At 58.9% G+C, this 25,815-nt stretch carries 23 protein-coding genes and 8 pseudogenes; 21 read left to right on the top strand and 10 right to left on the bottom strand.

Annotated features, from left to right (window positions below; all coding sequences use genetic code 11):
- The first annotated feature begins 100 nt into the window (after window positions 1-100).
- From MHI61_RS32745 to MHI61_RS32755, 5 genes and pseudogenes are all read left to right on the top strand, one after another.
- Window positions 101-304, top strand: coding sequence for an acyl-homoserine-lactone synthase (locus tag MHI61_RS32745; protein ID WP_063503099.1), 204 nt, complete (start codon window positions 101-103; stop codon window positions 302-304).
- Between the two features lie 13 nt (window positions 305-317).
- Entirely contained in the window at window positions 318-536 is a 219-nt protein-coding gene (locus MHI61_RS32750) for an acyl-homoserine-lactone synthase (protein ID WP_063503098.1), read from the top strand.
- A pseudogene (locus tag MHI61_RS02960) lies at window positions 509-730 on the top strand (hypothetical protein); the annotation flags it as partial. The gene MHI61_RS32750 and the pseudogene MHI61_RS02960, both read left to right, overlap by 28 nt.
- Before the next feature lie 130 nt (window positions 731-860).
- Window positions 861-1,673: a Ulp1 family isopeptidase gene (locus tag MHI61_RS02965; RefSeq protein ID WP_011427334.1), complete on the top strand. Its 813-nt coding sequence runs from the start codon at window positions 861-863 to the stop codon at window positions 1,671-1,673.
- Window positions 1,674-1,750: 77 nt separating this feature from the next.
- Window positions 1,751-2,056, top strand: coding sequence for an FAD-dependent oxidoreductase (locus MHI61_RS32755; RefSeq protein ID WP_011427333.1), 306 nt, complete (start codon window positions 1,751-1,753; stop codon window positions 2,054-2,056).
- Window positions 2,057-2,328: 272 nt separating this feature from the next.
- On the opposite strand, the pseudogene MHI61_RS02975 reads toward MHI61_RS32755, so the two are convergent.
- The 8 genes and pseudogenes from MHI61_RS02975 to MHI61_RS03010 form a co-directional block, all read right to left on the bottom strand.
- Window positions 2,329-3,352 (bottom strand): annotated as a pseudogene (locus MHI61_RS02975) (glycerol-3-phosphate dehydrogenase).
- Between the two features lie 76 nt (window positions 3,353-3,428).
- On the bottom strand, window positions 3,429-5,477 hold the full coding sequence (locus MHI61_RS02980) for a bifunctional aldolase/short-chain dehydrogenase (protein ID WP_011427331.1): 2,049 nt from the start codon (window positions 5,475-5,477) through the stop codon (window positions 3,429-3,431).
- 73 nt (window positions 5,478-5,550) lie between these two features.
- Window positions 5,551-6,609: pseudogene (locus MHI61_RS02985) on the bottom strand (ATP-binding cassette domain-containing protein).
- A 59-nt stretch (window positions 6,610-6,668) separates the two neighbouring features.
- Complete coding sequence (locus MHI61_RS02990) at window positions 6,669-7,394, bottom strand: SDR family oxidoreductase (protein ID WP_086005040.1); 726 nt, start codon at window positions 7,392-7,394, stop codon at window positions 6,669-6,671.
- Between the two features lie 77 nt (window positions 7,395-7,471).
- Window positions 7,472-7,966, bottom strand: a pseudogene (locus MHI61_RS02995) (extracellular solute-binding protein); the annotation flags it as partial.
- Window positions 7,967-8,121: 155 nt separating this feature from the next.
- A pseudogene (locus tag MHI61_RS03000) lies at window positions 8,122-8,371 on the bottom strand (carbohydrate ABC transporter permease); the annotation flags it as partial.
- 60 nt (window positions 8,372-8,431) lie between these two features.
- A pseudogene (locus tag MHI61_RS03005) lies at window positions 8,432-9,237 on the bottom strand (HAD-IIB family hydrolase).
- Window positions 9,238-9,240: 3 nt separating this feature from the next.
- Window positions 9,241-10,572 carry an iron-containing alcohol dehydrogenase gene (locus MHI61_RS03010; protein WP_011427326.1) on the bottom strand — a complete coding sequence of 444 codons (1,332 nt, stop codon included), beginning with the start codon at window positions 10,570-10,572 and terminating at the stop codon, window positions 9,241-9,243.
- A 154-nt stretch (window positions 10,573-10,726) separates the two neighbouring features.
- On the opposite strand from MHI61_RS03010, the gene MHI61_RS03015 reads away from it, so the two are divergent.
- From MHI61_RS03015 to MHI61_RS03030, 4 genes and pseudogenes are all read left to right on the top strand, one after another.
- Window positions 10,727-11,713, top strand: coding sequence for a sugar-binding transcriptional regulator (locus tag MHI61_RS03015; RefSeq protein WP_042119508.1), 987 nt, complete (start codon window positions 10,727-10,729; stop codon window positions 11,711-11,713).
- 210 nt (window positions 11,714-11,923) lie between these two features.
- Entirely contained in the window at window positions 11,924-13,414 is a 1,491-nt protein-coding gene (locus MHI61_RS03020) for an FGGY-family carbohydrate kinase (protein ID WP_239789425.1), read from the top strand.
- A 23-nt stretch (window positions 13,415-13,437) separates the two neighbouring features.
- Window positions 13,438-13,587 (top strand): annotated as a pseudogene (locus MHI61_RS03025) (nucleotidyltransferase); the annotation flags it as partial.
- 162 nt (window positions 13,588-13,749) lie between these two features.
- Entirely contained in the window at window positions 13,750-13,941 is a 192-nt protein-coding gene (locus MHI61_RS03030) for a hypothetical protein (protein WP_239789426.1), read from the top strand.
- Window positions 13,942-14,084: 143 nt separating this feature from the next.
- Here MHI61_RS03030 and MHI61_RS03035 read toward each other — a convergent pair whose 3' ends face one another.
- Window positions 14,085-14,315, bottom strand: a complete 231-nt coding sequence (locus MHI61_RS03035) for a hypothetical protein (RefSeq protein ID WP_165779395.1) — start codon at window positions 14,313-14,315, stop codon at window positions 14,085-14,087.
- 143 nt (window positions 14,316-14,458) lie between these two features.
- Here MHI61_RS03035 and MHI61_RS03040 point away from each other — a divergent pair, with 143 nt between their 5' ends.
- The 5 genes from MHI61_RS03040 (at window position 14,459) to MHI61_RS03060 (ending at window position 19,403) form a co-directional block, all read left to right on the top strand.
- Complete coding sequence (locus MHI61_RS03040) at window positions 14,459-16,075, top strand: amidohydrolase family protein (RefSeq protein WP_225882628.1); 1,617 nt, start codon at window positions 14,459-14,461, stop codon at window positions 16,073-16,075.
- A gap of 374 nt (window positions 16,076-16,449) precedes the next feature.
- A complete protein-coding gene (locus MHI61_RS03045; RefSeq protein ID WP_011427321.1) occupies window positions 16,450-16,755 on the top strand; it encodes a DUF2604 domain-containing protein in 306 nt (101 codons plus the stop codon).
- Window positions 16,756-16,863: 108 nt separating this feature from the next.
- Window positions 16,864-17,370 (top strand): putative metal-binding protein, encoded by a 507-nt coding sequence (locus tag MHI61_RS03050; protein WP_239789427.1) that lies wholly within the window; start codon window positions 16,864-16,866, stop codon window positions 17,368-17,370.
- Window positions 17,371-17,489: 119 nt separating this feature from the next.
- Window positions 17,490-17,855: a Mov34/MPN/PAD-1 family protein gene (locus tag MHI61_RS03055; protein ID WP_239789428.1), complete on the top strand. Its 366-nt coding sequence runs from the start codon at window positions 17,490-17,492 to the stop codon at window positions 17,853-17,855.
- A gap of 3 nt (window positions 17,856-17,858) precedes the next feature.
- Window positions 17,859-19,403: an E2 ligase fold family C protein gene (locus MHI61_RS03060; protein WP_011427318.1), complete on the top strand. Its 1,545-nt coding sequence runs from the start codon at window positions 17,859-17,861 to the stop codon at window positions 19,401-19,403.
- 155 nt (window positions 19,404-19,558) lie between these two features.
- Here MHI61_RS03060 and MHI61_RS03065 read toward each other — a convergent pair.
- A pseudogene (locus MHI61_RS03065) lies at window positions 19,559-19,737 on the bottom strand (transposase domain-containing protein); the annotation flags it as partial.
- Between the two features lie 45 nt (window positions 19,738-19,782).
- On the opposite strand from MHI61_RS03065, the gene MHI61_RS03070 reads away from it, so the two are divergent.
- From MHI61_RS03070 to istB, 7 genes are all read left to right on the top strand, one after another.
- Window positions 19,783-19,920: a hypothetical protein gene (locus tag MHI61_RS03070; RefSeq protein WP_176539351.1), complete on the top strand. Its 138-nt coding sequence runs from the start codon at window positions 19,783-19,785 to the stop codon at window positions 19,918-19,920.
- A gap of 202 nt (window positions 19,921-20,122) precedes the next feature.
- Complete coding sequence (locus tag MHI61_RS03075; protein WP_042119579.1) at window positions 20,123-20,494, top strand: TIR domain-containing protein; 372 nt, start codon at window positions 20,123-20,125, stop codon at window positions 20,492-20,494.
- Window positions 20,495-21,481 (top strand): caspase family protein, encoded by a 987-nt coding sequence (locus tag MHI61_RS03080; protein WP_011427315.1) that lies wholly within the window; start codon window positions 20,495-20,497, stop codon window positions 21,479-21,481. It begins immediately after the preceding gene.
- A gap of 7 nt (window positions 21,482-21,488) precedes the next feature.
- On the top strand, window positions 21,489-21,764 hold the full coding sequence (locus MHI61_RS03085; RefSeq protein WP_042119506.1) for a hypothetical protein: 276 nt from the start codon (window positions 21,489-21,491) through the stop codon (window positions 21,762-21,764).
- A 386-nt stretch (window positions 21,765-22,150) separates the two neighbouring features.
- Window positions 22,151-23,008, top strand: coding sequence for a DUF3800 domain-containing protein (locus MHI61_RS03090; RefSeq protein WP_166486932.1), 858 nt, complete (start codon window positions 22,151-22,153; stop codon window positions 23,006-23,008).
- Window positions 23,009-23,375: 367 nt separating this feature from the next.
- The gene (istA, locus tag MHI61_RS03095) at window positions 23,376-24,902 is read left to right on the top strand and encodes an IS21-like element ISRel16 family transposase (RefSeq protein ID WP_011427313.1); all 1,527 of its coding nucleotides are present in this window, start codon (window positions 23,376-23,378) and stop codon (window positions 24,900-24,902) included.
- 11 nt (window positions 24,903-24,913) lie between these two features.
- Window positions 24,914-25,651, top strand: a complete 738-nt coding sequence (gene istB / locus MHI61_RS03100) for an IS21-like element ISRel16 family helper ATPase IstB (RefSeq protein WP_007539334.1) — start codon at window positions 24,914-24,916, stop codon at window positions 25,649-25,651.
- The last annotated feature ends 164 nt before the right edge of the window (window positions 25,652-25,815 follow it).

Consider the following 25,815-nt stretch of genomic DNA (forward strand, 5'->3'; position numbering starts at 1 on the left):
GATCGCTTTCACCATTCTTCACGACCGAATCTGCCTTGTAAGATTTACAACTAGCGGCCGACTCCGATTTGTGCCGACTTCAACGACGACGGCGAAATTCATGCAGGTGTTCGCGCTCAGTAAACCGCGGAATGTCCACAAAACTCAGCTCCTTCACCAACACCACCAGCTACGCGCTCGCGTCTTCTCGGAGCGGCTAGGCTGGGAGGTCAAGGTTGTAGACGGCCAAGCATCCGGCTTCGAGACTCTAGACCCAACCTACATCGTTGCCGCTTCCAACAACGGCTACCGGAGGACAGGCTGAACGCACACCGGCGATGGTCAAGAGCTCCCGCTTCTGCGTTGATACGACCCTTGAAGAGCGCAGGCGATCGGGTTCAGTACATGAGATAACGCTGACCAGGTTTGCGGGCATCATCGAGTGGTGCCTCGCAAATGGTTATGCCGAGGTCAAGACCGGGCTCACGAGGCCGACGAAGCTGACCGAGCAACAGGCCATCAACCAAGCCAAAGGCTTGGTGCGTATTCCGATGTGATGGAGTATCATGAAATTCCGTCGCTGACCGCGGCCGAGATCAAGAACATCGGCGAACGCGTTGCTGGCGCGACGAACCAGTTCATCAGCCGAGCAAACCCGATGCTCTCCGCAGCCTTGCCAACAGGGGAGCGAAGCCAAATCGTCCTACCGCCGGCAGCGGCCGACGGTGGCGCCATCTCGATCCGCAAGCAAACGCCGTCCAGCCGATGCGGCGCTTGGCGGCCTTGAATACAGTACCTCAGCGGAGGCGCAGAGGTCATCGCAAGCAAGCCCCAAGGACGTTCCCGATTTAGCCGAATCCGATTTGGCGGATGTCAGTGAGTTGTCGCCCATCGACACCAGGAGGGCTGCTTTTGGAACGGGGAACCGGCAGATCAGGCTTGAAGATCAAGTCAGGGCAGGTCCTGTCACTTCCTACGCGCAACAGGCGGGGTACCAATCAGTCACCCACACGGTTTTTGATGCCGAACATATTGGTGACAACCGGCTAGTCGGGAGCGCGCCAATCCCTCCTTTGCTCGAAGACGAGCATATCGCGGCCGATTTTGCACTGCTTGGCGAGGCGCTGCGCAGGGCCAGTCCCGACATCGCCGCCCGGACACGGTTGGTGGCGCCTGCGGTGGCCCATTTCTTGCGCATGGCTCGGAACCCGGCCGACGCGGCCGCCGCTTTCCACGACATCATCGATGGCGGCAGAGCCAACTTCGGGAGCGGCACGGCCAGCTTCGTGTTCCTTCCGGTCAACAATGCTGGGACTGGCGCGGGGGGCACCCACTGGTCGCTTTTGTTTGTCGATCTGCGCGGGCGCCAGCCGGTCGCCTATCATTACGACTCCTTGGGCACCCTGAACAGCGCCATTGCAAAGGGGCTGGCAGCACGTCTGGGGGCCCGCTTGGATGGAGTGCGGATGGCCCAGCAGGACAACAGCTACGATTGCGGGGTATTTGTCGTGGACGCCACCAGGGCGCTGGCCGCGCGATTGGCTGATGGAGAACGGCCCGGGAGCCAGCCGCTGCACCTCGACACCCTCGTCGCCGACCGGCAGGCTTTACTGGACCGCCTCACGGCCCCAAGTAACGCACGAGTGGAAGTGGCGTCTTCCTCGAGAAGCAGAGAACGCTTTAGGGAGCGATAAGCTTCAGGGCGCCCGCATTAATAGGCCCACCGAACGGCTAGCCCGGCGAAAAATCGGAGGCGCGCGCGAAAGCCCTCGTGAATGCTGCCGGTCCCTGGGTTGCCAATGTCATCTCCGATGTCGTTGGTCTGAAGACGAATGATCGTATCCGGCTGGTTCAGGGCAGCCATATCGTCGTCAACAGGCTTTATGATCACGACCGCTGCTACATTTTCCAGAATCCGGACGGTCGCATCTTCTTCGCCATTCCTTATGAAGACGACTTTACGCTCGTGGGCACGACCGATCGTGATTACGATGCTGCTCCCGAGAACGTCGCGGCTTCGTCGGAAGAAATCGATTATCTCGTGCAGGCAGTTTCTTCCTATTTGGCAAGGATGTGAAACGCGCCGAATGTGGTCTGGAGCTATTCGGTCGTACAGGCGCTTAAACAACGGCGCGGCCAACGCCCAGGAGACCACGCGCGACAATTTGCCGCAGCTTGATGGCGGTCCGGGGAAGGCCCCGCTTCTCTCGGTCCTTGGCGGCAAGATAACGACCTATCGGGTGCTTGCTGAAGATGCACTGGGAAAGCTTGCATCGCTCTTTCCCGGTTGGGCGAAGGGCGCCGCACCCTGACGATCGTCACCGCAGCACTCAGTTCAAGGCGACCGAGCTACTGCGTGCAGAGCTTGCTAAAATCAAAGACCATTCTCGCGTCTCCCTGCACGGCATTGGTGATGGCGGTCGCCAATGGAAATTCGTTTTCCGCATTGTCGATTTGATGCAGCAGGGAGAGAACAACGCCAGCCGTGTCGATGCCTTCCACCGTTTCACCCGCAAGCTCACCGGATTTTATTTCGGAAACCGAGTGCCCCAGCCCCCGTGACCGAGCCTACTGTTGCGTCCGCCGCCGACCGTGACATGCAAGTCGCCGAGACCGGCAAGATCAAAGGCTGTGGCGCGGTGCCCGCCGATACGCTCGCAAAGCGAGGCCATTTCCAGCATTGCCTGATTGAACACACCAGCGGTGGGGTTTTTGGATTGCCCGTCCGGTCGCGTCGGGTCCGGATAGCGTGTCTGCATGGCGCTTACACCGATGGCAAAGAAGTTTTTCAAGGCCGCGCAGGCCTCCACGCCTGTCACGTCGTCGGTGATCGCAAGACGATAATAAGGCGTGCGCATCAGTTCCACCGCTCGCTCCGTCGCCTCGCGGTCACGGCCAGAATAAACGCTGAGGGTCGGAAAGCGGTTGGACAGCTCTTTCGCGATACAGGGACCGCCGATGCCAATGAAAGCCGACATCCTCTCGATGCGGCGCGGCAGGGTCTCGGCATAGGTGACCACGCGGCCGCCATCTCGGTCCAGCCCTTGGTCACGAAGGCGATGGGTATTTCCGATACGAGCAGCCCGTTCAGCCGATCCGCGACCCACTCGATACCGGGGTTGGACACGCCGACGACAACGAGATCGGCAGCCTCCACATGCGCTGGCGTCAGTTCCCCACCGGCAATGACTTGCACGGCATCGAAAAGGGGTGCGTCCAGCTCGGGATGGATGCCACCCCACTGTTTGAGCCGGTCGATGATGGCAGCATCGAGCGGTGTTCCCGCAAGCAGGACGGTGTGCCCGTTATCGGTCGCGGGAACGGCGAGGGCCGAACCCATGACGCCTGCGCCCAGGATGAGGATGGTTGCTATGCCCGATGTCCTTCCAATGCCATATGATGATGGCGGCGATGACCGGCACGCCGCCTACGAAAAAGCCGTTTGCGCGTTATCGCATCATCGCGGCGACGTTTCCGCCGTCCACGGTGATAACTGCCCCTGTCGAGGCGCGCGCCTTGGCGAGATGCAGGAAGGCGGCGGCCACGTCTGCGGCGGTCACCTCCCGCTTCAGCATGTTGCCGCGCATGTATTCCTCCGGGGGCAGGCCGCGCGCCTTGGAGCGATCCTCCACCATCTGGTCGGTCATCAGGCCGGTACGAATGCGGTCGGCATTGACCGCATTCGACGTGATGCCGGATGCACCGTGTTCAACCGCATATTGCCGCATTAGCGCCATCAGCGCTGCTTTGGACGTGCCATAGGGACCGAAATCAGCACCCGGATTGACCGCCTGTTTCGAGACATTGAAGACCAAGGCACCGCCGGTTCCCTGCTTTTCCATGATGCGAACGGCAGCCCGGGCGACATAGTGATGGCCCCAGAAATTCAGCTCAAACGCCATGCGGAACGTGGCCTCGTCGACGGAGAGAAGCTTGCCCTGAAAAGCCGCTCCGGCATTGGAAATCAGGATGTCGACGCCGCCGTAATGACGGGCAACCTCCGCCACGGCGCGATCTACTGCATCGGGGTTGGTCACATCGCAGACGACGGGCAGCGCACCTAGACGTTTCGCGGCGACCTTCAGCGGCTCTTCCGAGATGTCGAACAGCGCGACATCGGCGCCCTCCGCCTTTAACGCTTCGGCGACCGACAGACCGAGGCCGCTTGCCGCACCCGTTACGATCGCTACCTGCCGTGTCAAGGGCTTTTCCTGGACCTTGATAAGCTTGACCTGTTCAAGCGACCAATACTCGATATCGAAGAGATCGGCTTCCGAAAGGGCCTCGAAGGCATCGATCCCCTCGGCATTGCTGATGACCTCGATTGTTGCCTCCGCGACATCGGCAGCCACTATCGCATTCTTGTGCGCCGCGCCGGCGGCAAAGAGGCCCAGTCCAGCAACATAGAAGACACGCGGCTTCGGATCGAGCATTCGCTTGATCCCGCCCGCGCGAAGATTGTTGCGGGCGAAGTAATCCTTGTAGTCGGCCTCATAGCTGGAAACCGCTTCCTGCACCGTGGCAGCCCACTCCTCAAGCTTGTCTTTCCGGGGCGCCGGGAGCGCCACGCCAAAGCGCTTGATGTGAATGACGTGTTCCGGGGTCGCATTGCCACGGCGCACGAGGCTTTCCACCTTGTCCGAATTGCAGAAATCGAGGATTCGTTCGCTTGAGCGGTGTTCCAACACGAAGCGTCTGGGTTCGCCGTCCTGGCCCGTGTCGACCGCCAGCGCACCACGCAGGATCGGGGCAATATCGGCAGTATCGGCCAGTCCTCCCGGTACGCTGACGCTCTGGAACGGCTTCGCCCTCCCCTTGGCGATACGTTTTTTTGCCTGATCTATCTTCGCGATCATATCCTCATAGGAAGTGCGCGGATCTTCCGACCATGTGAAGATGCCATGTTTTAAGAGGATCATGCCATCGCCCTTGGGATTGGCGCGGTAGGCAGCATCGCAGACCTTGGCGAGATCGAAGCCTGGCATGACATAGGGAACGATAATCGAGTCCGGGAAGAGCTCGCGGATGATGTCTTCGCCATGGGGCTGGTTGGTCAGGGATACGATGGCGTTCGCATGGGTGTGGTCTATGTGCTTGAACGGGAGCAGGGCATGCAGGATCGCCTCGACGGAGGGATTGGGGGCAGAGGGATCGATCAGCAATCGTCTTTGTAGCATCACCATGTCGTCATCGGAGAGCGTTTCGAAGCCGACCATGGCGCGCAACGGCTCAAGACGCACTGCCGGCAACCCCTGGGGTTCGATCGTGCCCATGTCCCAGCCGCTGCCCTTGACGCCGAGCACCTCGACCTCGGATCCATCCATTTCGGTCAGAACGGTTTTGACGGAGGTGTTGCCGCCGCCATGCAGAACCAGTTCCGGGTCGCAGCCGAGCAACCGGGTCGTGTAGGTGCGGATGGCGAGGTCACGGTTGATACCTTTGGCGACGTATCCATCGACCACCGAGGCAAATTCGGATACCGACCAGCGCGATTTCATAAAAGTTCCTTTCCTGACCGCCCGGCGGGTCCGGCACGGCGCGATAAACCTGTGATTGGAAGAGCCCGCGAACCTAGATGCGCGCCTCGGTAGCAGTATCGAAAACGTGAACTTTGGACGTGGGCACGGTGAAGCGGACGTCGCTTCCGGGCGCGAGCCGCGCGGCCTTGTCAACCACCGCGACGAACCGGCCATCCGGCCCTTCGCAGAACAACTGCGCGTCATGCCCCAGACGCTCCAGCAGGATCGATTTAGCCGCAAGCGGTCCGGCGGGATCGACCTGGAGATCGGTCGGGCGCAATCCGATCACGACCGACTGCCCCGGCTTTTCCCGCGTGGACGCATCCAGCGGCACCCGTCCGGTCGCCGTGTCGACGGCGGGAACGCCATCGGCCACGACGACCGTTCCGGGAGGAAGTTGATGGCCGAGGAGCCGATGAAATCCGCGACATATTTGCTTTCCGGCCTGTCATAGACGTCGTCGTTAGAACCTATCTGCTTGATCTTGCCGGCACGCATAACGACGATCTTGCCCGCCATTGTCATGGCCTCGACCTGCTCGTGGGTCACGTAGATGGTGGTGGTTTTCAACCGGTTGTGCAGCTGACGGATTTCGGTACGGATATGCGCGCGCAGCTTCGCATCGAGGTTCGAAAGAGGTTCGTCGAAGAGAAACACCGCTGCCTCACGCACCATGGCGCGGCCCATGGCGACACGCTGGCGCTGACCACCGGAAAGCTCCTTCGGGTAGCGGCCGAGATAATCCGTCAGCTTCAACGTCGCCGCGGCCCACTCGACACGCCTCTTGATGTCCGCGGCGGGCACTTTGGCGACTTCGAGAGAGAAGGCGATATTGTCGTAGACCTTCATCGTCGGGTAAAGCGTTCTGGAACACCATCGCGATCGAGCGGTCGCGCGGGTGCACGTCATTCACGCGCTTGCCATCAATCAGCAAGTCGCCTTCCGTGACGGTCTCGAGGCCCGCCGTCATGCGCAGCAAAGTCGTCTTGCCACAGCCCGACGGCCCGAGCAGAACAACGAACTCATGGCCTTCAATCTTGAACGAGATGTCTCGCATGATCGTAAAGGCGCCGAAGTACTTTCCGATGCGCTGATATACCACGGTCGCCATGGGGGTGTTAACTCCGTTTGCGCAGCCTGCCCCTGATGGAGGAGGGTGGCCGCCACGTTTCAATACTTCTGCCGGGTTGGCGTGATGACGATTTCCTGGACGATGGCGCGCTGCGGCTTCTGGTAGGCGTCGAGGATCAGTTCCGCCACGATATCCGCCGAAATACCGCCGCCGATCTCGGCCTTGTTCGCCTTGTAGTTGGCAAGCGTCGTCTCGTCGCGCACGCTGTCCAGCACCTCCGTATCGATAATGCCCGGTGAGATGACGATGACGCGGACATTATGCGGCGACAGATATTCGCGCAGGCTTTCCGAGACGGCATGGACAAAGAACTTGGTGCCACAATAGACGGTATGATCGGGATAAACCTTCCGCCCGGCGATCGAGCTCATCATCATCAGCGTCCCGTGCTTGCGCTCGATCATGCCGTTCATAACCGCATGGACGCTGTTCATCACGCCCTTGGTGTTTATGTCGATCATTTCGTCCCATTCTTCAGGCGGCTGACGGGCGATATCTCCGAGCCGGGCGATGCCGGCGTTGGCAAACATCATGTCCACCGGTCCATGCTGGGTCTCGGCGGCTTTGACAGCTTCAACCAGCGCTTCGCGGTCGCGCACATCGGCCTGCTTCAGCACCGCGTTGGGCAGGGAGAGCTTCTGCAGCCGGTCCAGCCTGCGGGCAATCAGCAGCAACGGGTGGCCGGCCGCGGAAAACGCCCGGGCCACGGCCTCGCCAATGCCGGAACTCGCACCGGTAATTGCGATCAAAGGTTTGTCCACCACATTCTCCATCCTCTTTCTCCAGCGAAGTGTCTGAGGAAGGGGCATCGCGGTTGCGCCGCCGCTTCCCACTTCTGTCATCAGCCCTTCATAACGGTCTCTATCTGCGTGGCGATGTCATCCATCGCTTCCTTCTGCGAGCCATAGCTGCCGGCGAAATACTTGCCGAGGCTCACAGGGATGGTGTCGGACGAAATCTGCGCCCATTCCGGGAGACCCGGTTCCGATCCCATATATTTGGCGATCGTTTCCCGCACGACCGGCAGATGCCGCGTCGTGCCGGCGCCGACGCGGGCGTTGCCCTTGACGCGCGGGTCGTCATAGACGGATGCGCGTGTGGGGCCTGTTCCACCGCCAAGCGTAGTGATGAGAGCCTGTCTATCGGCGCAGGTCGCCCATTGCATGAACAGCCATGCGGCGTCCGGACTCTTCGAATATTTGGAGACTGCGAGCAAAGAGCCGCCCTGGTGGCCAGCACCCGGGATTTCACCATAACCGCACTCTTCCGGCTTGTGCAGCGCGATCGGTTGCGGCGGAATGACGGCTTCGCAAAGCCCGGAAACCGTGGTCTGGGAGCGACCGTGGACGAAACGATCCGTCACCAGGGCGAGATAGGATTTTCTGTCATGTTCATTCATGCTTTCTTCCTTCTCCATATCCGGGACCGGGCTTGGGCCGAATTTCTCGTTTGCCGGGAGCAGGCCTCCTCCAGGCCCATTCCCTTCTTTTTCTATTGTTTGAGCGACCCCATGGCGAGGCCGCGAACCAGGTGGCGCTGCACCAGCAGAATGACGATAAAGGCGGAACGATAGCGGCTGCGCCAAGCGCTGCCATGCGGTACCGATGGAGGTCACGAAGGTCGAAGACACGACCGGAACCGTTTTGAGGCCCGTCTGCGTCAGCGTCAGCACGAACAGGAATTCCGTCCACGAAAAGATGAAGCAGAGAACCGCGCTGGCGGCGATGCCGCCCTTGGCCATCGCATAACGATGCGCCGATGATGCCGGCACCGATGATCGCGATATCGTAAACCGAGCCGCTCATGCCGCCTGTCCCCGTGCTTCTAGGATGCGGTTCACCACCGCGACGAATCCATAGCCTCCCTTCCTGGCCGCGACATAGGTCGGCTCGCTATCGAGGTTCCTCGAAAATCCAGAACATTGGCGACGCCGCAGGCGTTTGGAAAGAAACCGAACATGGGAGCGTCGTTGGGGCTGTCCCCGACAAAGACGATACGATCCTTCTCGGCATCGATATCCATGCCGAGAATATCGGCCGCAAACCGGCGGCTCGTGGTCAGCTTGTTATAGGCGCCATACCAGCCGTTGACATGGATCGAAGAGATTTTTGCGACGGCTCCCTCTTTCTCGAAAATATGCTTGATACGATCGACATCGGTGTTGGCAAGCGGCTGGATATCCTCGCAGACATCAATGGCGAGGTCGGCCTCACGGTAAAGTTGATCAGCAGAAATTGCAGCGCCGGGAACTTCCGACAGAATTCGGTCACCGACCCGCGCCAGCCGTTGGCGATCGGCGGTGCGTTGTGTTTCGCCGATCGCAAAACTGCGGCGCATACGACGTGCTTCCTCGTCATAGGCGAAATAGAAAGCGCCGTTTTCGCCGACCACGCCGACGACAGGCCACATGCGGGCGATCATGTCACACCAACCCGCCGGCCGGCCGGTAATTGGGGCAACGGCGATGCCGGCCGCACTCAGCCGCTCGAGCGCATCATAGGCGACAGCAGGCAGCCGCCCCTCATTAGTCAACGTGTCGTCGATGTCAGCAAAAAGCACGCGAACCGCGCCAGCGACATCTTTCGGCATCTCGGCAACCGGGCGCATGGCCTACACCTCCCCGGCAGCGAAGTCCTCGAGCAGCCCCGCATCGGCGGCTATATCGAGGAAGGCGTAGCGATTGCGCATTTCGCGGCAATGCACGAGCGCCTCTCTGTATGTTTCCACTGGTAAGCCGAGATCGGCTGATGTCATCGGGCCTCCGGCATCTCTTAGAAGCTGCTCCATGTCTTCAACCGGAAGCGCAAAGGCTTTCAGCTCTTGGCGCAGCGTCGGCCAGATATCGGCCAGCTTTTCGTTGATTTCAGCGGCGGCCCGCGCATCGAAGGCCTTCGGCTGGATTTCTTGCCAGCATTGGGCAGCAATCTCGTGGCCCATGCGGGCGTTCATACCCTCTCGGTCGATCTTGGTGGGGCGGATCACCGGTGGCTTTTCGCTATCGAGGAATAGGCGTTGCAACCTTGCCATCGAGAGGGTCGCAACGCCGACCTGCTGGCCATGCAAGGTCCCCGGATGCTTCTCTCCGGCAAAGCAGTCTATATAGTGTGACACCTGGTGTTCACCCATCGAACCGTGGTTCGACATGCCCGTGAAGGACACGCCGAGACCGCACATTGTCAGCACCCGGTGCAGGTAACCATTGGCGGCGATATCGCCGTTGGCGATACCCTTGGCGCGTGTATTGAGCTCCTGCTCATCTGCATCCTGAATGATGTAGGGTACCTTGGAATAAAGGCTGCCGATCAGCCTGTGAGACATCCACCAGTCAACCTGCGCCACCGAACGCACGAGGCAATCGGCAAAGCCGGCGGCCGAGAGATAGGCCGGAGCTGCGGCATTGACGTTGAGATCGATAAAGAAGCCGGACGGTGCATGGGACGGCAAAGACACTTTCAGACCGCTTTTCAGCGTGATCGAAGCCGTCGTAGACGTATATCCGTTCATCGAGGCCGCCGTACCGAACACGGCATAGCGGCGATTGGTGCGGCCGGTAACGAACTTGCAGAGATCGTTGATCGTGCCGGAGCCAACAGCCACGACGCCTTCGGCGCCGGCCAGCCTTTCGCTCAGATCTGCAACATTGGCCATGTCCGCATGGGGATGCTCGAGGATAACGGTATCCACCGGAGCAAGCGAACCCAGTGCCTTCGCCACGCGCGAGCCCATCGCATCCCAGGTATCGGCATCTGCAACAACCGTATAGCGATCGCCTAGCTCAAGGCCAGCAACCAGCGCTGCCTCGCGACCGTCCAGGCTCTCTTCAATGACGATCTTCTCGTAGGGAACGGATGCCAGCATGCCCGTTTCCGGGTTGCTCCACCTGCCGCCCACGATGTCATCAATCAACGCCGTCCAGCCGCCGTAAGGCATTGTGACTGCCATGCGATCCTCCTTTGCCGACACCGCCGCTCCCCCTCCAGGGCTTGCACTGCCGTCTTTCTGCGTTGGGAAGACAAAAGACAACCTTGATTGCCATTTGTCAATACACATGACAACAAAGATTGACAAAAGACACGCACCTCTGCCATATAGCCCCATGGGACGAGCAAAATCTTCAGTGAAACGCGGCGACGAAACCGGGACATCAGTGCCCACTGAGTTCGATGATACCGTGATGTGGGCGGCGTGGCTCTATTATGCCGACCAGCTGACGCAGAGCGAGATCGCGAAGCAGCTGAATGTCTCCCGCGCCACGATCGTCAACTACCTGCAGGAGGCTCGCGAGCGCGGGATTGTGTCCGTCGTCATCAACCCGAAGGCCGGCGGCCGTACCAGCGTTGCGCGGGCGTTGATGAGCAAATACGGGCTTTCCGGCGTCTTCGTCATTCCCAATGGCACGGATGAAAGCCTGTCCCAACGCCTCGGAGACGCCGGCGCCCGGGTGCTCGCAGACCAAATTGAGGACGGCGACGTCATCGGTGTTGCCTGGGGCCGTACGGTACTTGCCGTCGCGGATCAGATTGTCCTGACGCGGCCGCTATCGAACCTGACCGTGGTGCAGGTTTCCGGTAGCTCGACCGGCGAGCCGGAGTTTTCACCGGAACTTTGTACGTCGCTGCTTTCAAATCGCATCCAGGCGCGCTGCGTCAACCTCTTGGCGCCGGCCGTCTTGTCGACGCGCGAACTGAAAGCCGCGCTGCTCGCCGAACCCGTGCTTAAAAAGCAGATGGACCTGGTGCATTCTTGCAATCGCATCCTTTTTGGCGTCGGTGATCTGGGACCTCGCAGCACGGTTCGGGTCTCCGGGATCGCCAGTCAAGAAGAGATCGATGACTACGTCGCCCGCGGCGCCGCCGCGGTGATCATCGGCCGTTTTCTGGATGCCCACGGCGCCGCCGTCGAGGGGGATCATGACGACCGCATGGTCGGCATCACCCTTGGCGATCTGCGCCAGGTCCCAAGCCGGATCTGTGTTGCCGGGGGAGTGTCCAAATTACCCGCCATCGTCGCTACCCTTGAAGCGGGCTATGCGACACATTTTGTAACCGACGTCGCCACGGGAGAGGCGTTGCTGGAGCTTTAGGCATGTTTCGTAAAATTGCACCAATTTTGCAAAGCGACATGCGTAAAAACAAAGAACTAAAGCGTCAGGAGCAGACCTTAGAGACGAAACGCTTTCGCAGGACACCGCGTTCAGCGCGGTGTGAGGAGTGTTGGGTAAAGCCGACAGGAGGAGCCGGGGAACCGGCAAGGGAGATCGGCGGAGAGTACCTCCGTCTGTGGAGGAGCGTGCATGCGGCCTGACGAACGATACGTCATTGGCATGGATTCATCGACTCAATCGGTCAAGGCGGTTGCCTGGACCGCCGATGGCACACCCCGGGCAGAAGGTCGGGCCGCCCATGTCATTTCAACACCACATCCGCTGCATGCCGAACAGGATGCCGACGACTGGTGGACAGCGGCCTGCATGGCGCTTTCATCGCTGATCCGTGAGATCGACCCTGCCCGCGTGGATGGCATTGCGATATCAAACCAGCGCGAAACCATGGTTCTGCTCGACAAGGATCGAAAGCCACTTGCCCCGGCGACGCTCTGGCTCGACCGCCGCGCAAAGGACGTGGTGCGCACGCTTGCCGCGGAGATCGGTGCAGAGCGGCTCCACGCGATCACCGGCAAACCGATCGACGTCATCCCCTGCGTCTACCGTCTGCGGTTTTTCCACGAAACCCAGCCGGACCTTCTCGACAATGCCGCGCAGATTCTCAGTGTTCATGACTTCCTGACGCAGAAGCTGACGGGAGAAGCGCAGGCCAGCTGGACCAGCGGCGATCCTTTCGGGATTCTCGATATCGAAAAGAAAGTCTGGTCACGCGAGATCCTCGATCATCTGGGTATTCCGCTTGAAAAGCTGCCGCCACTGAACAGGCCGGGCTCCGCGATCGGCCGCGTCACAGCAGAAGCAGCGGCGGCAACGGGTCTTCGTGCCGGGACACCCGTCTTTGCCGGCGGAGGCGACGGAAACTGCGCAGGTCTCGGCGTCAATGCGATAAACCCCGGCGCTGTCTACCTGAACCTCGGCACGGCAGTCGTTGGCGGCGGGTGGTCGGAAACACCGGAACTCAGCCGCTACTGGCGCACCCTGGCCTCGCCCAGCGGCGAGGGCTATCTTCTGGAAAGCTGCCAGCGCGGAGGCGCCTATTTTGTGAACTGGCTTCTGGATACCTTCGCCGGCAGTCGTAACGGTGCCCGAATTTTCGAACGCCTTGAGGCTGAGGCAAACAGCCTTGGCGTTGGGTCGGGCGGCGTCACGGTCTGCTCCTATCTCGTAGGGTGCATGGATCCCCACTGGGACGAAAATGCGCGCGCAAGCTTCACCGGCATGGGGCCTGAAACCGGTATGGGGCATCTCTATCGCGCGTCGATGGAGGCGATTACGCTGGAGTTTGTTCGATCGCTCAATGAAATGCGGCGAAGGGACGTGGCAGCCGACCGTGTCTTTGTCATCGGAGGCGGCGCCAGCAGTGCGTTGTGGCGGCAAATGGTCGCCGATTCGACCGGCCTTCCCGTCATCCGCAGCCTCTCGAATGAAGCATCCGCTCTCGGCGCGGGCATGTCGGCTGCCGTTGGTGCCGGATGGTATTCAGGCTTTCATGCGGCCGCAGATGCAATGTCGCGCCTCGCCGAACAGGTTGATCCGGACCTTACGAAAAACCACGCCTGGGCGGAATTGTCGCACCGGCAAGCAAACGTTTATCTCTCGCTTCGCAAGCTGAACAGATAGTCTGCATGGCTTGCAAGCGTGTGGGTTACTGCGAGGCCATTGAGGTTGGCGCCAAGACCGTGACCATGAAGGTCAAATTTGCCGACTTCAACCAGATCACCCGCAGCACGACGGTTACGGCCCCCTTGCCGGCGATCACTGATCTTGAGGATTTCGTCGGCCTGTTGCGGCGCTGATCTTCCCGCCGCAAGCGCATTCGTCTGCTTGGCTGCCCTGGTCTTGCGGTCACACTCAAGATCGATGGAAAACTGCTTCGCATCATGGATGTCCACCTCAAGTCGAGCTGCGTGTCGCCATTCGACGGTGGAAATCTGGAGGAAAGTGGTAATCACTGCATGATCCTGCAGCAACAGATCGACCCGCTCGAAAGCTGGATTGAGCGCTCGGCGGCCGATGGCGCCAGGATCGTTCTCCTCGGCGATTTTAACCGCAATCTCTGGCACGAACTGCGCGACCAGCGGCCGGCCAGGACCGGCGCCAGCGGAACCTCATCGCCCGGCCGGCGGGCGTGCTGTCGCGGTCTCTGATAGAAGAATTCGCCGATGGTCAGCCGGCGGCTGCCAATCTCGAGGTTCTCGACGAGCACTGCCAGATCAGCGATGCCGGGCAGGCACTTTGCACCTAGGCCGAAATCCGCGACCTGACCATGCCGGAAACACAGTTGCTCGCATCAGACAGTTATCTCGAGTGCCGCAATCCGGTAGGCCTTGATCACATCCTCGTCGGCCCCGGAATCAAAGGCGATGGCCCGGCCGAACATCTGAGCATCGGAAACCTTGGTGGCAACAAAGCAGGCACCCCGAACGGGAAAGACCAAGTATTGGCTATTTCCGATCACTGCCCGATGATCGCCCGGCTGAATTTTTGAACCCTCGTGACGATCAGAACGCTTGGCGGGCATTTCATGTCTGCATTGCATCGAGGCCGAGTTGGGGGATGGTTATGTTACGTCGAACTTTTCTAACGCAGGCATCTTTGTCTGCTGTCGCATTGACTGCGGGTTGCGGACGACCGAGCCCGTCGGTACCGGGCGAAGGCGTCCCGTTGGTCGACGCTCACTGCCACGTCTTCAATGCGTCGGATCTGCCGACCACCCGCTTCCTGCGGCAAGTCGTCTTCGAAGATTTTCCCAAGCAGTCGGCCGCCCGCATTCTCGCAGTTCGTGATCCCGACGTGACCGACGAATTCATCGCACTTCTTCTGAAGCTACTCGGCACCGGTAGCGCACCGACGGCGGATGAGGAGATCGCGTTTCTCGAGACCGGACGGAACGGAAAAGCGGCCTCGCTGACGGTCGACAAAGCGCGCGCAGCGGCGGTCGAAGACACAAGCCAGCATCTCCTGGAACTCGATCGGAAGAGGCGGCGGATCGTTACGGTGGCAGACCCGGGCGATCTGTCGACACGATCATCTATCTCCGAGGAAAAGTTCCTAAATTATATGCTCGGTGACCCGATCAAGACTTTGCGCGCGAACGAACCGCTCACGATTGGAGAAGCCCGCGGAGCCAGCCAGCGCGCTTTCCTGAGGCAAGATCCTGTGGGGCGCTATCTCAATTGGTTCAGCCTGTTTCGCCTTTACCGGCACGTCCTTGTCGATCGCCTGGTTGCTGACAGCAAGGCACAGGGCTTCAATCCGCTCCTGTTAACGCCGGCGCTCGTCGATTATGATGAGTGGCTCTATGAAGATGTAGACTCTTCGCCCTTACCCCGGCAGATGGTAGTGATGGACCGGATTTCGCAGCGCATGGCGAAAGCTAAATCCGGTCCCGTCGTTCACGGCTACATGGGATTTGATCCACTCCGGGAAGTGGCATTCCGGAAAGGGAAAAGCAGCGTAAGCTCGCTTGCGACTGCCCATTCGGCTTTGATGAAACATGGTTTCATCGGCATCAAGCTCTACCCGCCGATGGGCTTTCGTCCCGAGGGCAACCAGCCGCCATATCCGGAGCGAACAGTGAAGAGCCTGGGATTTGAGCCCAACGAGGAACTCGATGCTGCGCTTCGAGACCTCTACAAGCTCTGTGTCGATGTTGATGCCCCAATATTGGCTCATGGCTATTCGTCGAACGGTTCCGGTCCAGATTATGCAAAGCGGGGCGATCCGGCCTACCGGATCCCCGTGTTCAAGGAGTTCCCCAAGTTACGGGTTTGTATCGCGCATTTCGGTCGTTTCCGCGCACGGTCGGCTGGACGGGAAGGAATGCCTTTGCCGGATGGCAGTTGGGAATGGCGGCTGGGTGAATTCATCAAGGAAAATCCCGGCGGGAACGTGGTCGCCGACATCAGCTATTTTTCGGAGGTGCTTTCGGCTGGCTCGAAAGAACGAGACTTCCTTGCGAGGTCCTTCAACAAATGGCTGGAAAAATTCGACAGCGGTTGCGATCACATCGTTTACGGGAGCGATTGGATAATGCTTGGGAAGGAGGCAGGCTATAATCACTATATCGAAAGCGTGAACGCCTTCCTGCGCACCGACTGCGGTCTTTCGGACGATATTTGCGACAAGATCTTCCGTCGTAATGCGCTTCGTTTCCTTCCCTTGGAACGAGGAACACTCGGGCGCGAGCGACTTCTCGCCTACTATCGAACAAATGGACTGGATGAGGGTCGCCTTCCCTCTGCAAGCTCGCGCCTGGTCGCCAGTCTCTTTGGTCGGTGAACAAGCAGCGACCGGCTCATTGTACCGAACGTGAGCGCCTTGAAGGGATCAGAACCAACGACCCTGTTGTTACTAAGCCTTCCGTCTCGCATCCCCTCGTAGCAGACATCGGCTCGGTCTGAACTAGCGCGACCGATTCGGAAGCGGGTGCGGGCTGCTGCTCACGTTGTACGCAGACGGTCGATCAGCGGCAAAGATCTCGAATGGCGCATAGCAGACGCCGTTTGGAAGCCAGGAACTCAAGATAATCGCACGCGACACCTTAGCAGCCCGAAATTAAGCCGAAGCGAAGGGCCTGTCAGACTACTACAGGTTTACTCGTAATTTTATTCAGTTAAACTTTAGATACGAATCGCTCAATTGATGGAGTAAGCATGGCAAAGTCTCCGAATACTGCTCCTGAGGCTGCGGGCAAAAAAACCGGATCGAAGAACAAGATAACCTTGACGATTGTTGTGAATGGCGAACCGGTTTCTGTTGAAGCCAATGTTAATGCACCTCTTCATACAGCAATCGCCAAGGCGCTGGAGGAATCAGGCAACGTAGGGCAGCCTCCTGAGAATTGGGAACTCAAGGATGAGAACGGGACAGTGTTCGACGCGAGCAAGAAGATTGAGGATCTTGGAATTACAGCCGGACAGAAGCTATTCCTGAGCCTTAAGGCTGGAGCCGCAGGTTGACCGAAAGTCAGTTCGTCGACGAGGCGGTTTCTCGACGAAAGTTCGAACGCGAAGTCGCACAGTATCGGGAGCTTGAAGAACTCGTATCGCCGGCGAGGTTGGTTCCTTTTGGACGCCACGTTTCCTACTGTCTTGGTTTTGTTTGTCGCATTGAAGGTCACACCCCGGTCGCTTGTGTGCGCGGTACGCCTGGATTTCACGAACTACGACCTTGAGCCACCGTCGGTGACGTTCGTTGATCCCTCAACTGGGACTGCATTGCCGGCGAAAAGCCTGGGTTTTAAGATGCTGCGTCTCAACGGTTTGAAAGAAGCGTCGCCAGAAACCGTAACCACTCTGGCGCAACAACAGCGGCTATCTGTTCAAGAGCTGCTTCAGGCCCATAGCCCCGACGAGACCCCGTTCCTTTGCCTTCCCGGGGTTCGAGAATATCACGATCATCCGGCTCATACAGGTGACTTATGGCTATTGCATCGTCGCTCTGGCGAAGGCTCGTTGCACTTTATTCTCGAACAAATTTGGGCCAGCGGGATCAATCCAATACGGATGCTAGAGTACCAAATTCAAATGAACTTCTCAGGCTTCCAGATGGACGCAGCGGCTCTACCCAGGTAATTGGTCTCGCCGCTGTCGAACGCTTCGTAGTCCCGCGCGCGGCCGTCAACGATGTGCATGAGCATCTGGCAGAGGTAGGCCGCTCTGGATACGAGGGACTGGGGCTCTGGGTGGGGACCGTGGCAGCCGAAATCGCAACCGTCGAGCGAGCGCTCATCCCTCAGCAACGCCTTATTCGATCCGCGGCGGGAGTTGGCGTTCACGTCGACGGAACCGAGTTGCATCGCATAAACATGTGGCTCTTCGATAACGGGCTTCGCATCCTCGCGCAGATTCACAGTCACCCTAGTGACGCGTACCACTCCGATACAGACGACGAATACGCGTTGGCAACGGCGGTCGGCTCGCTCTCGCTTGTCGTGCCGGACTTTGCGACAGGTCCCACTGATCTCTCGCAGACCGCTGTTTACCGGCTCGACAAAGCGGGAAAGTGGATGGCGGTGTCGCAGGAAACGGTGAACCGTCTCATAGAAATCGTGGATTGAAACATGGCATTGGCGAAATACTTCGTTCGCGCGGCCACGGCGGCGTCACAAATTCTCCAGGGCTTCGACCCCAAGGATTTTGAGGACCTGCTCAACGACCTAGTGATCGGAATTGCGTTTGATGAGCAGGCATGCGCGACCGAGGGCAGAGCGTCACTCGATCTCCTGGTCAGGTTGGTGGCGCGCCTCTATCCGACCATTTGCCTGTTGCCTTCGGGAGAGGAGGCAAAAAAGCTAGCCAAGAATCTCGCCTCACTGGCTCGCTCAATCAACGAAGACATCACAATCGCTCGCCGTGGATCATCGGCGCTTTCGCATTGTCTGGTTGTTGGCTCTACCAACCCCGAAATCTCCTGCCCAAAGTTCTTCCTCGGCTCTGACGGGTGGATTGCAAAATTCTCCCCAGAGGAGCCGGTCGGAACCGCCGGCAGTAACAATGCTTTCGGCGCAGGTGCCGCCGCGTGCATTGCTGCGTCGAACTTATTTCGACATATATTCAGAGATCAGATCCCCGGTGCGACAGTGGACAAGGCGGTCACGTTTTCCTTGTTTGACTACGCTCCTGGCTCGCGCGCTAACCCGCCACTTTCCGACACCGCGCTCGATGATTTATTCCTTCTCGGGCTAGGCGCGATCGGTAACGGCGCAGTGTGGGCGCTCTCCCGCGTTCCGCACTTGCAAGGGCACTTGCAGGTGGTTGATGGCGAGCAGGTAGACCAAGGGAATCTTCAGCGTTACGTGCTGGCGCTCGAGCGGGATATTGGCCAGAGCAAGGTGAAGCTTGCTTGGCGATACCTGAAAGCTCAACGCAACCTTACAATCGACGGCCATAGCGCCAGATGGCAAACGCTGCCAATCATCCGCTCCATGCAGCATGTGGCAGTCGCACTAGATACGGCGGCGGATCGAATTGCCGTACAAGGTACGCTACCTCGCTGGACTATCAATTCTTGGACTCAGCGCGGTGACCTCGGAGTGTCGCACCACGGATTTGAGGGGGAGATGGCATGCCTTGCATGCTTGTATATACCGAACGGAACGGTTCCCGACGAGGACCAAGTCATTGCCGAGGCCCTCGGCCTCGAGGACCGGAAAATAGATATAGTGCGACCTATGCTTCACGATGGTGCCCCCGTTAGCGAGGAATTGATGCGAGATATCGCAAGCCGGCTGACAGTCCCCGTTGAGCCACTCCTTCAATTCGTAGACCAGCCCTTGAGGAACCTTTACCGAGGCGCCATCTGCGGCGGCGTTGTGTTTGAGCTCACAGCTGGGAGCAAGCCGGTGCGTGTCGAGGTTCCGATGGCTTTCCAGTCGGCGATGGCCGGCATCATGCTGGCCGGAGAAATCATCAAGCAGGCGGCAGGCAATGCGCCAGATTGGACCACTGCCAAACTTAATTTGCTACGCAATATCCCTAGTGACATAGTCACAGAGCGGCGCAAGAAGGATCGGCTGGGTCGCTGCATTTGTCAGGATGAGGATTACTTAGACGTTTACCGCGCCAAGTACCAGGCACCGGAGGTAGGCGGCTTCGGCAAAAAATGATCCTTGTTTGCCGACAAATCAGTCCTCAGAGTCGCGCTATCCCGTCCTTCACGTCACGTCGCTAGATGGAGCTGTACTGCGATGCTTACTTAGCAGCCGCAACATTCACTTTCACGGCCGTATCTCTCGACGGTTCATACGGTGGAGGCCGCAGGTCAGGCCGCTTGAGCGTCGATGGTCGGCGGTGTCCAATTCCACGGAAGCAGTTGCTCCAGCCTGGCAATAAGCGTGTCAGCGACGCGGCAAGAACGTCGGCAAGCCATGCTTGCGGCTCGATGTTGTTGAGCTTTGCCGTCATGATCAGTGTGGCCATGCAGGCGGCACGATCTGCACCGCTCGGTTTGAAGCCGGGCCTGCAGATCGTCGATGAGCGGTAAACGTGACTGCGGCGGCGCTCCAAGCGTTAATCGGCGGCGGCAAGCCCGTTGATATCCCGCTCGATGTCGAACAGGGCATCGATTCAAAGTCCGAGTTCGACAGGTTCGGCAACCGCCAAGCCGGTACTAAGACCGGCTGAGACCAGCGACGCTGAAAGCGGCGATGTCGCCAACAAAAACGACCAATTTTGCTAAAGGCGCTCTTGATTGACCGAGGCCGTAGGGGCGGCGGCGGGGGCTGAAGACCGGCAAGAACAACTTTTTCTGCTCGTCGTCGTTACTACTCGCTCGGATTTTTTGATAGTGTTCCAGAAAGAGAATCAGTCGGAAGGTGGGGCACGCATGGCCGACAAGAAAGTTGTTTTTGTAGCATTTGCGATCGAAGACGTTCGTTGCCGCGACTACCTCAAGGGTCAGTCACTCAATACCCGCTCCCCATTCGAATACGTGGATATGTCGGTGAAGGAAGCTTACGATGAGGATTGGAAAGCGCGCGTGCGAACCCGCATCAGGCGGTCAGACAGCGTGCTTGTTCTCGTCAGTGAGAACTCACTCAAGTCGAGTGGTCAGAAGTGGGAGATCAAGTGCGCAAGGGAAGAGGGAAAGCTGGTGCGCGGGATGTGGTGCTACAAGGACGACCGCACCAAGATCGAAGGCCTAAATACCATGGTCTGGACTTGGGACAATATCGCGAACTGGATCGATAGCCTCTAAATGCGCAAAGCTCTCGTCGTCGGCATTGACTACTACGATAATGTGTCGCCGCTCTATGGGTGTGTGAACGATTCCTTCGCGGTCAAATCCATGCTCGACCGCCATGCTGACGGATCGGTGAATTTCGGCGTCCGCCATATCACAGGCACCGGCCCAAATGACATGGTTCCGAGGGAAGAGCTTCGGATCGCGATCAAGGAGCTTTTCGCTGGAGATGGCGAGGTCTCGCTGCTCTACTTCGCGGGTCACGGGCACGTCGAGGCGACGGGCGGCTATCTCTGCTCGTCCGAGGTGAAGACCGGCAACGACGGCGTCTCGCTGGCGGAGATCATGACGATGGCCAACAATTCTAAGATCGCCAACCGTGTCATCATCCTCGACAGTTGCCATAGCGGCGTAGCTGGAGGGAGCGCGCTTCAGCAGAAGGTTGCGGAGATCAGCGATGGCGTCAGCATTCTCACAGCCTCCACCGACGAGCAGTATGCCAGCGAGGAGAACGGTGCCGGGGTCTTCACTTCCCTTCTGGTAGACGCGCTTGGCGGGGCTGCAGCCAACCTGATTGGTGAAGTCACCCCTGGCGGCGTGTACGCTCATGTCGATCAGTCACTCGGGCCATGGGCACAACGCCCTGTTTTCAAAACCAACGTGAAGCGCTTCGTGTCTCTGCGGAAGGTTCGGCCGCCGCTTGAGCTCGGCGAGCTGCGGAGGATTTCCGAATTCTTCCCGTCGGCTGGGTACCAGATGCACCTTGACCCCACCTACGAGCCGGAGCGGCCGGACACGTGGGCGACCGATCCACGAGGCATTCCCGCTCCCGATCCGGATCACAACGCCATCTTTGCTATCCTGCAGAAGTACAACCGCGTCGGCTTGCTGGTCCCCGAGGAAGCTCCGCACATGTGGCATGCCGCCATGGAGTCGAAGACTGTTCGACTGACTGCCCTCGGAGAGCACTACAGGCGGCTGGCGGCGAAGGATCTGATATAGACGGCTGATGAAACGGAAAGAAATTGAAGAGGCCCTGCAGCGCACTTTGGAAGGCCTAGCGCATATCGAACACGAGCGCTGGTCGCACTGGCAGAAGTACATGCATGCTAAGGGAATCCGGCAGACCGATGGAAGTCTGCTAATACCTGCCGACCTTGTCGCGCAGTGGGATCGTCAGATCGCGACGCCATATGCGGAGCTGTCCGAGAATGAGAAGGAGAGCGACCGCGACCAGGTGCGGAAATATCTCCCCGCGATCATCGAAGCCCTATGTCCTAAGTGAAAAGGCTAGGAAACTCATTTTCTCACCGATCGGGTTAATTGGAGCAAGGTCGCGCTGCAACGCCGGCTGATCTGACGGCGCAATGAGATCTGGATTCCGCACATTTTTATCTAGCCTACGATGGCAACCACCTGATTTGTATCCGGGAGACCAGTTCATTGATCGAAGCCGACGTGGCCGATGTATATGGAAAGCTGACGTACCACTGGCTGCTGTTCTTGACCATTCTGCCGACCGCCTTCGTCAGGATTGAATCAGCCGCCTGACTGCCCCCAGCTTCGTGCGATATTCCTCACCAACCGCCGCAAGCTTGAGCAGGTGCTAAGCGACATCAAGGTGGATGGTAGTGAGCAAAAATTATGTATTTGCGGGTATTAGTAGTCGAGTTGAACGAATCCTATGGACTGCCACGAGAGATTGCTTTGCCTGTCACCTTGAACCTCTACCTCGACGATTCCGGAACTAGACATCCCACCCACAAGGTCGGGAAGAAAGCGGCGCACGGGTATGACTGGTTCGCACTCGGTGGAATCCTGGTTCGAAGTGACGAAGAGGACAACGCCCGAGATCTTCACGCAAAGTTCTGCGAGAAATGGGAAATCACGGCGCCCTTGCACTCGTCGGAAATCAGATCGCAGAACGAGAACTTCGATTTCCTGCGGGGCTGGGAGAAGGACAAGCTGGGAGCATTCTACGAAGAACTTTACATTCTAATGCGAGAGGCGCCCGTGGTGGGTATCGCGTGCACTGTCGACCGTCCCGGATACTGTGGACGATACCTCGAGCAGTACAAGCAGAATCCTTGGATGCTCTGCAAAACCGCCTTCACTGTCGTCGTCGAACGCGCCGCGAAATACGCTATCGCCCAAGGCATGAAGCTGCGCGTGCATCCTGAGCGCTGCAACAAGGCCGAAGATGCGGACCTAGAGGGCTATTACAAGGCTCTAAAGGCGGAGGGAATGCCGTTCGCTAAGGACAATTCCGATAAGTATGGCCCCTTGACCCCCGAGCGGTTTACCCAGGCGCTCTACGAGTTCAAGACCAAGCGGAAGACTTCACCGATGGCACAACTGGCGGATCTGTATCTTTGGCCGATCTGCATGGGCGGCTATCATGCCAGCAATCGTCCTTACCAGCGCCTGATCGGCGATGGAAAGCTGATTGACTGCCGTATTAAGGAAGACGAGCGGCCGATGCTCGGATCCAAATATAGCTGCTTTGAGAATATCGAGCGGAAGACCTAAAAACTCAAAAAGCCTCCGATGTTTCCATCGAGGCTTTTGGGCGACCGCAAAGGCGATCTCGTGGGCCAGGCCCGGCCGAATAACTATCGTACCCCATGATTTGTTGCAAGGAATTTTTCGTTAAACCGAATTAACCTGACGGTGGTCTGAACGAAACATTCGTCGAATCATGTATGCAGATTCCGAGGCAATCCGCCCCCGCATTCCGAAATGATGCCGCCCCCAATTCCGAGAATTAACCGCCCCCTTGTTCCGAGATGATGCCGCCCCCTCATTGGGGCTGTTTGTCGGGGTGTCCTGCTGGTGAGACGTTCTTCCTTTCAGTTGCTCGAGAGGAAGGAACGCGATGCCAGCGGAGAGACTAAAGATGCGGCGTGTCCGCGAGATTCTGAGATACAGATTTGAGGAAGGCCTTGGCCACAAGTCGATTGCGGTGCGCGTTGGTACGGCGCCCTCGACGGTGCGCGAGACGTTGCGCCGTTTGGAGCGTGCCGGACTTTCCAGGCCTTTGGGCGACGATGTCAGCGATGCGGTGTTGGAGGCGGCTCTCTATAAGGCTGCCGGCACGAAGACCGGTCACCGTCGCAGTGTCGAGCCGGATTGGGCGCATGTTCACCGGGAGCTGAAGCGCAAGCATGTGACGCTGCAGATCCTCTGGGACGAGTATATCGGCCTTCATCCCGATGGATATCGCTACAGCCGCTACTGTGATTTGTATCGCGCTTGGGCGGTGAAGCTGCCGGTGACGATGCGCCAGGATCATGCGGCTGGCGAAAAGCTGTTCGTCGATTATGCCGGCGACACAGTGACGGTGGTCGTCGACAGATTGTCGGGAAAGACGCGACAGGCGCATCTGTTCGTTGCGGTGTTGGGGGCATCGAGCCTGTCATTTGCACACGCCCGCTGGAGCGAAACACTTCCCGACTGGATTGAGTGCCACCTGCTGGCGCTTGAGGCGTTTGGTGGCGCGCCGGCATTGCTTGTCCCTGACAACGCCAAAGTGGCCGTGATCAAGGCCTGCCATTTTGATCCGCAGGTCAATCGCACCTATGCCGGGATGGCAGCTCACTACGGAAGCTCTGTTCTTCCGACGCGACCACGCCGGCCGCGGGACAAGGCGAAAGTGGAGGCAGCGGTTCGCATTGTCGAGCGCTGGTTGCTTGGCCGAATGCGCCACCGCGTCTTCTACAGCCTTGCCGACGTCAATGCGGCAATCATGGAATTGCTCGCCGATCTCAACGACACCCGTGTTCTGCGTCGTGTCGGGCGCACAAGGCGACAGTTGTTTGAAGAGATCGACTATCCGGCCCTGCGGCCGCTTGCCGTCGAACGATACGTCTTTGCTGAATGGAAGATACGCCGGGCTGGGCTCGATTATCATGTCGATATCGACAAGCACTATTACTCCGTGCCCTATCGTTTTGCCCGTGAGCAAGTCGAGGCACGCATCACCGCCAATACCATCGAGATCTTCTACAAGGGCGAGCGGATTGCCGCCCACCGGCGTTCGAGCGGCAATGGCAAGCACACGACAACTCCCGAGCACATGCCATCATCCCATCGCCGCTTTGCCGACTGGACGATAGAGCGCATTAGCCGCGAGGCGTCGGCAATCGGATCGGACGTTGCATTGCTCTGCGAGCGTATTCTCGCTGATCGGCCGCATCCGGAACAGGGCTACAGAGCCTGCCTGGGCATTATCCGCCTCGTCAAAGCATTCGAACGCGAGAGGGTCAACGCGGCCTGCGGCCGAGCATTGGAAATCGGCGCTCGAACCTATGGATCGGTGCGCTCCATTCTCGACAATCACCTCGACCGATCTTCGTCATCAAGCACAGCATCACCCGAGCCGATCAATCACTCCAACATCCGCGGCCCCCGCTATTACCACTGAGGAGACGACATATGCTTGCACATCCCACCCTTGATAAATTGAATGCCATGGGCCTGACCGGCATGGCCAAGGCGTTCAACGAACTGATCAGCAACGGCGAGAGCGAACAACTCTCCCATGCCGAATGGCTCGGGCTGCTGCTCGAACGAGAATGGAGCTCGCGCCACGATCGCAAGCTTGCCGCCCGTCTGCGGTTTGCCAAACTGCGCCACCATGCTGTGCCTGAGGATGTCGATTACCGCAGCGAGCGCGGTCTCGATCGGGCGCTGTTCATGAAGCTGATCGGCGGCGACTGGATCGATGCCCACGACAACCTCGCGATCTGCGGGCCATCTGGCGTCGGAAAAAGCTGGTTGGCCTGTGCGCTCGGGCACAAGGCTTGCCGCGATGATCGCTCGGTTCTCTATCAGCGCGTGCCGCGGCTGTTTGCCAATCTTGCTCTCGCTCACGGCGATGGCCGCTATGCAAGGCTGCAGCGAACCCTCGGGCACGTCCAGCTCTTGATCCTCGATGACTGGGGTCTGGAACCGCTCAACGAGCAGGCTCGCCACGACCTTCTGGAGATCCTCGAGGATCGCTACGGCCGCCGCTCGACAATCATTACCAGTCAGCTTCCGGTATCAGCCTGGCATGAGATCATCGGCAACCCAACCTACGCCGATGCCATCCTCGATCGCCTCGTTCACAACGCCCATCGCATAGACCTATCCGGGGAAAGCTTGCGGCGAAATCAGCGCCGGAAATCTTGAACTCGCTACACGAATGAACTGACAACAATCACTGCCAGCAGGACCCCAGCCTCAGGGGGGCGAGATCATCCCGGAATCCCGGGGCGCAATCATCTCGGAACAAAGGGGCGGCTTCATCGGAATCGGCAATCATGTACGAGCTGGCATCGCTCGTTCCCGCGTAA

Source organism: Rhizobium sp. K102, from assembly GCF_022385315.1.
Classification (GTDB): domain Bacteria; phylum Pseudomonadota; class Alphaproteobacteria; order Rhizobiales; family Rhizobiaceae; genus Rhizobium; species Rhizobium croatiense.

Excerpts from the sequence above, each read along its gene's own strand:
- MHI61_RS32745 (WP_063503099.1), top strand. The coding sequence starts at position 101 with ATGCAGGTGTTCGCGCTCAGTAAACCGCGGAATGTCCACAAAACTCAG.
- MHI61_RS32750 (WP_063503098.1), top strand. The coding sequence starts at position 318 with ATGGTCAAGAGCTCCCGCTTCTGCGTTGATACGACCCTTGAAGAGCGC.
- MHI61_RS02980 (WP_011427331.1), bottom strand. The coding sequence starts at position 5,477 with ATGAAATCGCGCTGGTCGGTATCCGAATTTGCCTCGGTGGTCGATGGA.
- MHI61_RS03010 (WP_011427326.1), bottom strand. The coding sequence starts at position 10,572 with ATGGCAGTCACAATGCCTTACGGCGGCTGGACGGCGTTGATTGATGAC.
- MHI61_RS03015 (WP_042119508.1), top strand. The coding sequence starts at position 10,727 with ATGGGACGAGCAAAATCTTCAGTGAAACGCGGCGACGAAACCGGGACA.
- MHI61_RS03020 (WP_239789425.1), top strand. The coding sequence starts at position 11,924 with ATGCGGCCTGACGAACGATACGTCATTGGCATGGATTCATCGACTCAA.
- MHI61_RS03030 (WP_239789426.1), top strand. The coding sequence starts at position 13,750 with ATGATCCTGCAGCAACAGATCGACCCGCTCGAAAGCTGGATTGAGCGC.
- MHI61_RS03035 (WP_165779395.1), bottom strand. The coding sequence starts at position 14,315 with ATGCCCGCCAAGCGTTCTGATCGTCACGAGGGTTCAAAAATTCAGCCG.
- MHI61_RS03045 (WP_011427321.1), top strand. The coding sequence starts at position 16,450 with ATGGCAAAGTCTCCGAATACTGCTCCTGAGGCTGCGGGCAAAAAAACC.
- MHI61_RS03060 (WP_011427318.1), top strand. The coding sequence starts at position 17,859 with ATGGCATTGGCGAAATACTTCGTTCGCGCGGCCACGGCGGCGTCACAA.
- MHI61_RS03075 (WP_042119579.1), top strand. The coding sequence starts at position 20,123 with ATGGCCGACAAGAAAGTTGTTTTTGTAGCATTTGCGATCGAAGACGTT.
- MHI61_RS03080 (WP_011427315.1), top strand. The coding sequence starts at position 20,495 with ATGCGCAAAGCTCTCGTCGTCGGCATTGACTACTACGATAATGTGTCG.
- MHI61_RS03085 (WP_042119506.1), top strand. The coding sequence starts at position 21,489 with ATGAAACGGAAAGAAATTGAAGAGGCCCTGCAGCGCACTTTGGAAGGC.
- istA (WP_011427313.1), top strand. The coding sequence starts at position 23,376 with ATGCGGCGTGTCCGCGAGATTCTGAGATACAGATTTGAGGAAGGCCTT.
- istB (WP_007539334.1), top strand. The coding sequence starts at position 24,914 with ATGCTTGCACATCCCACCCTTGATAAATTGAATGCCATGGGCCTGACC.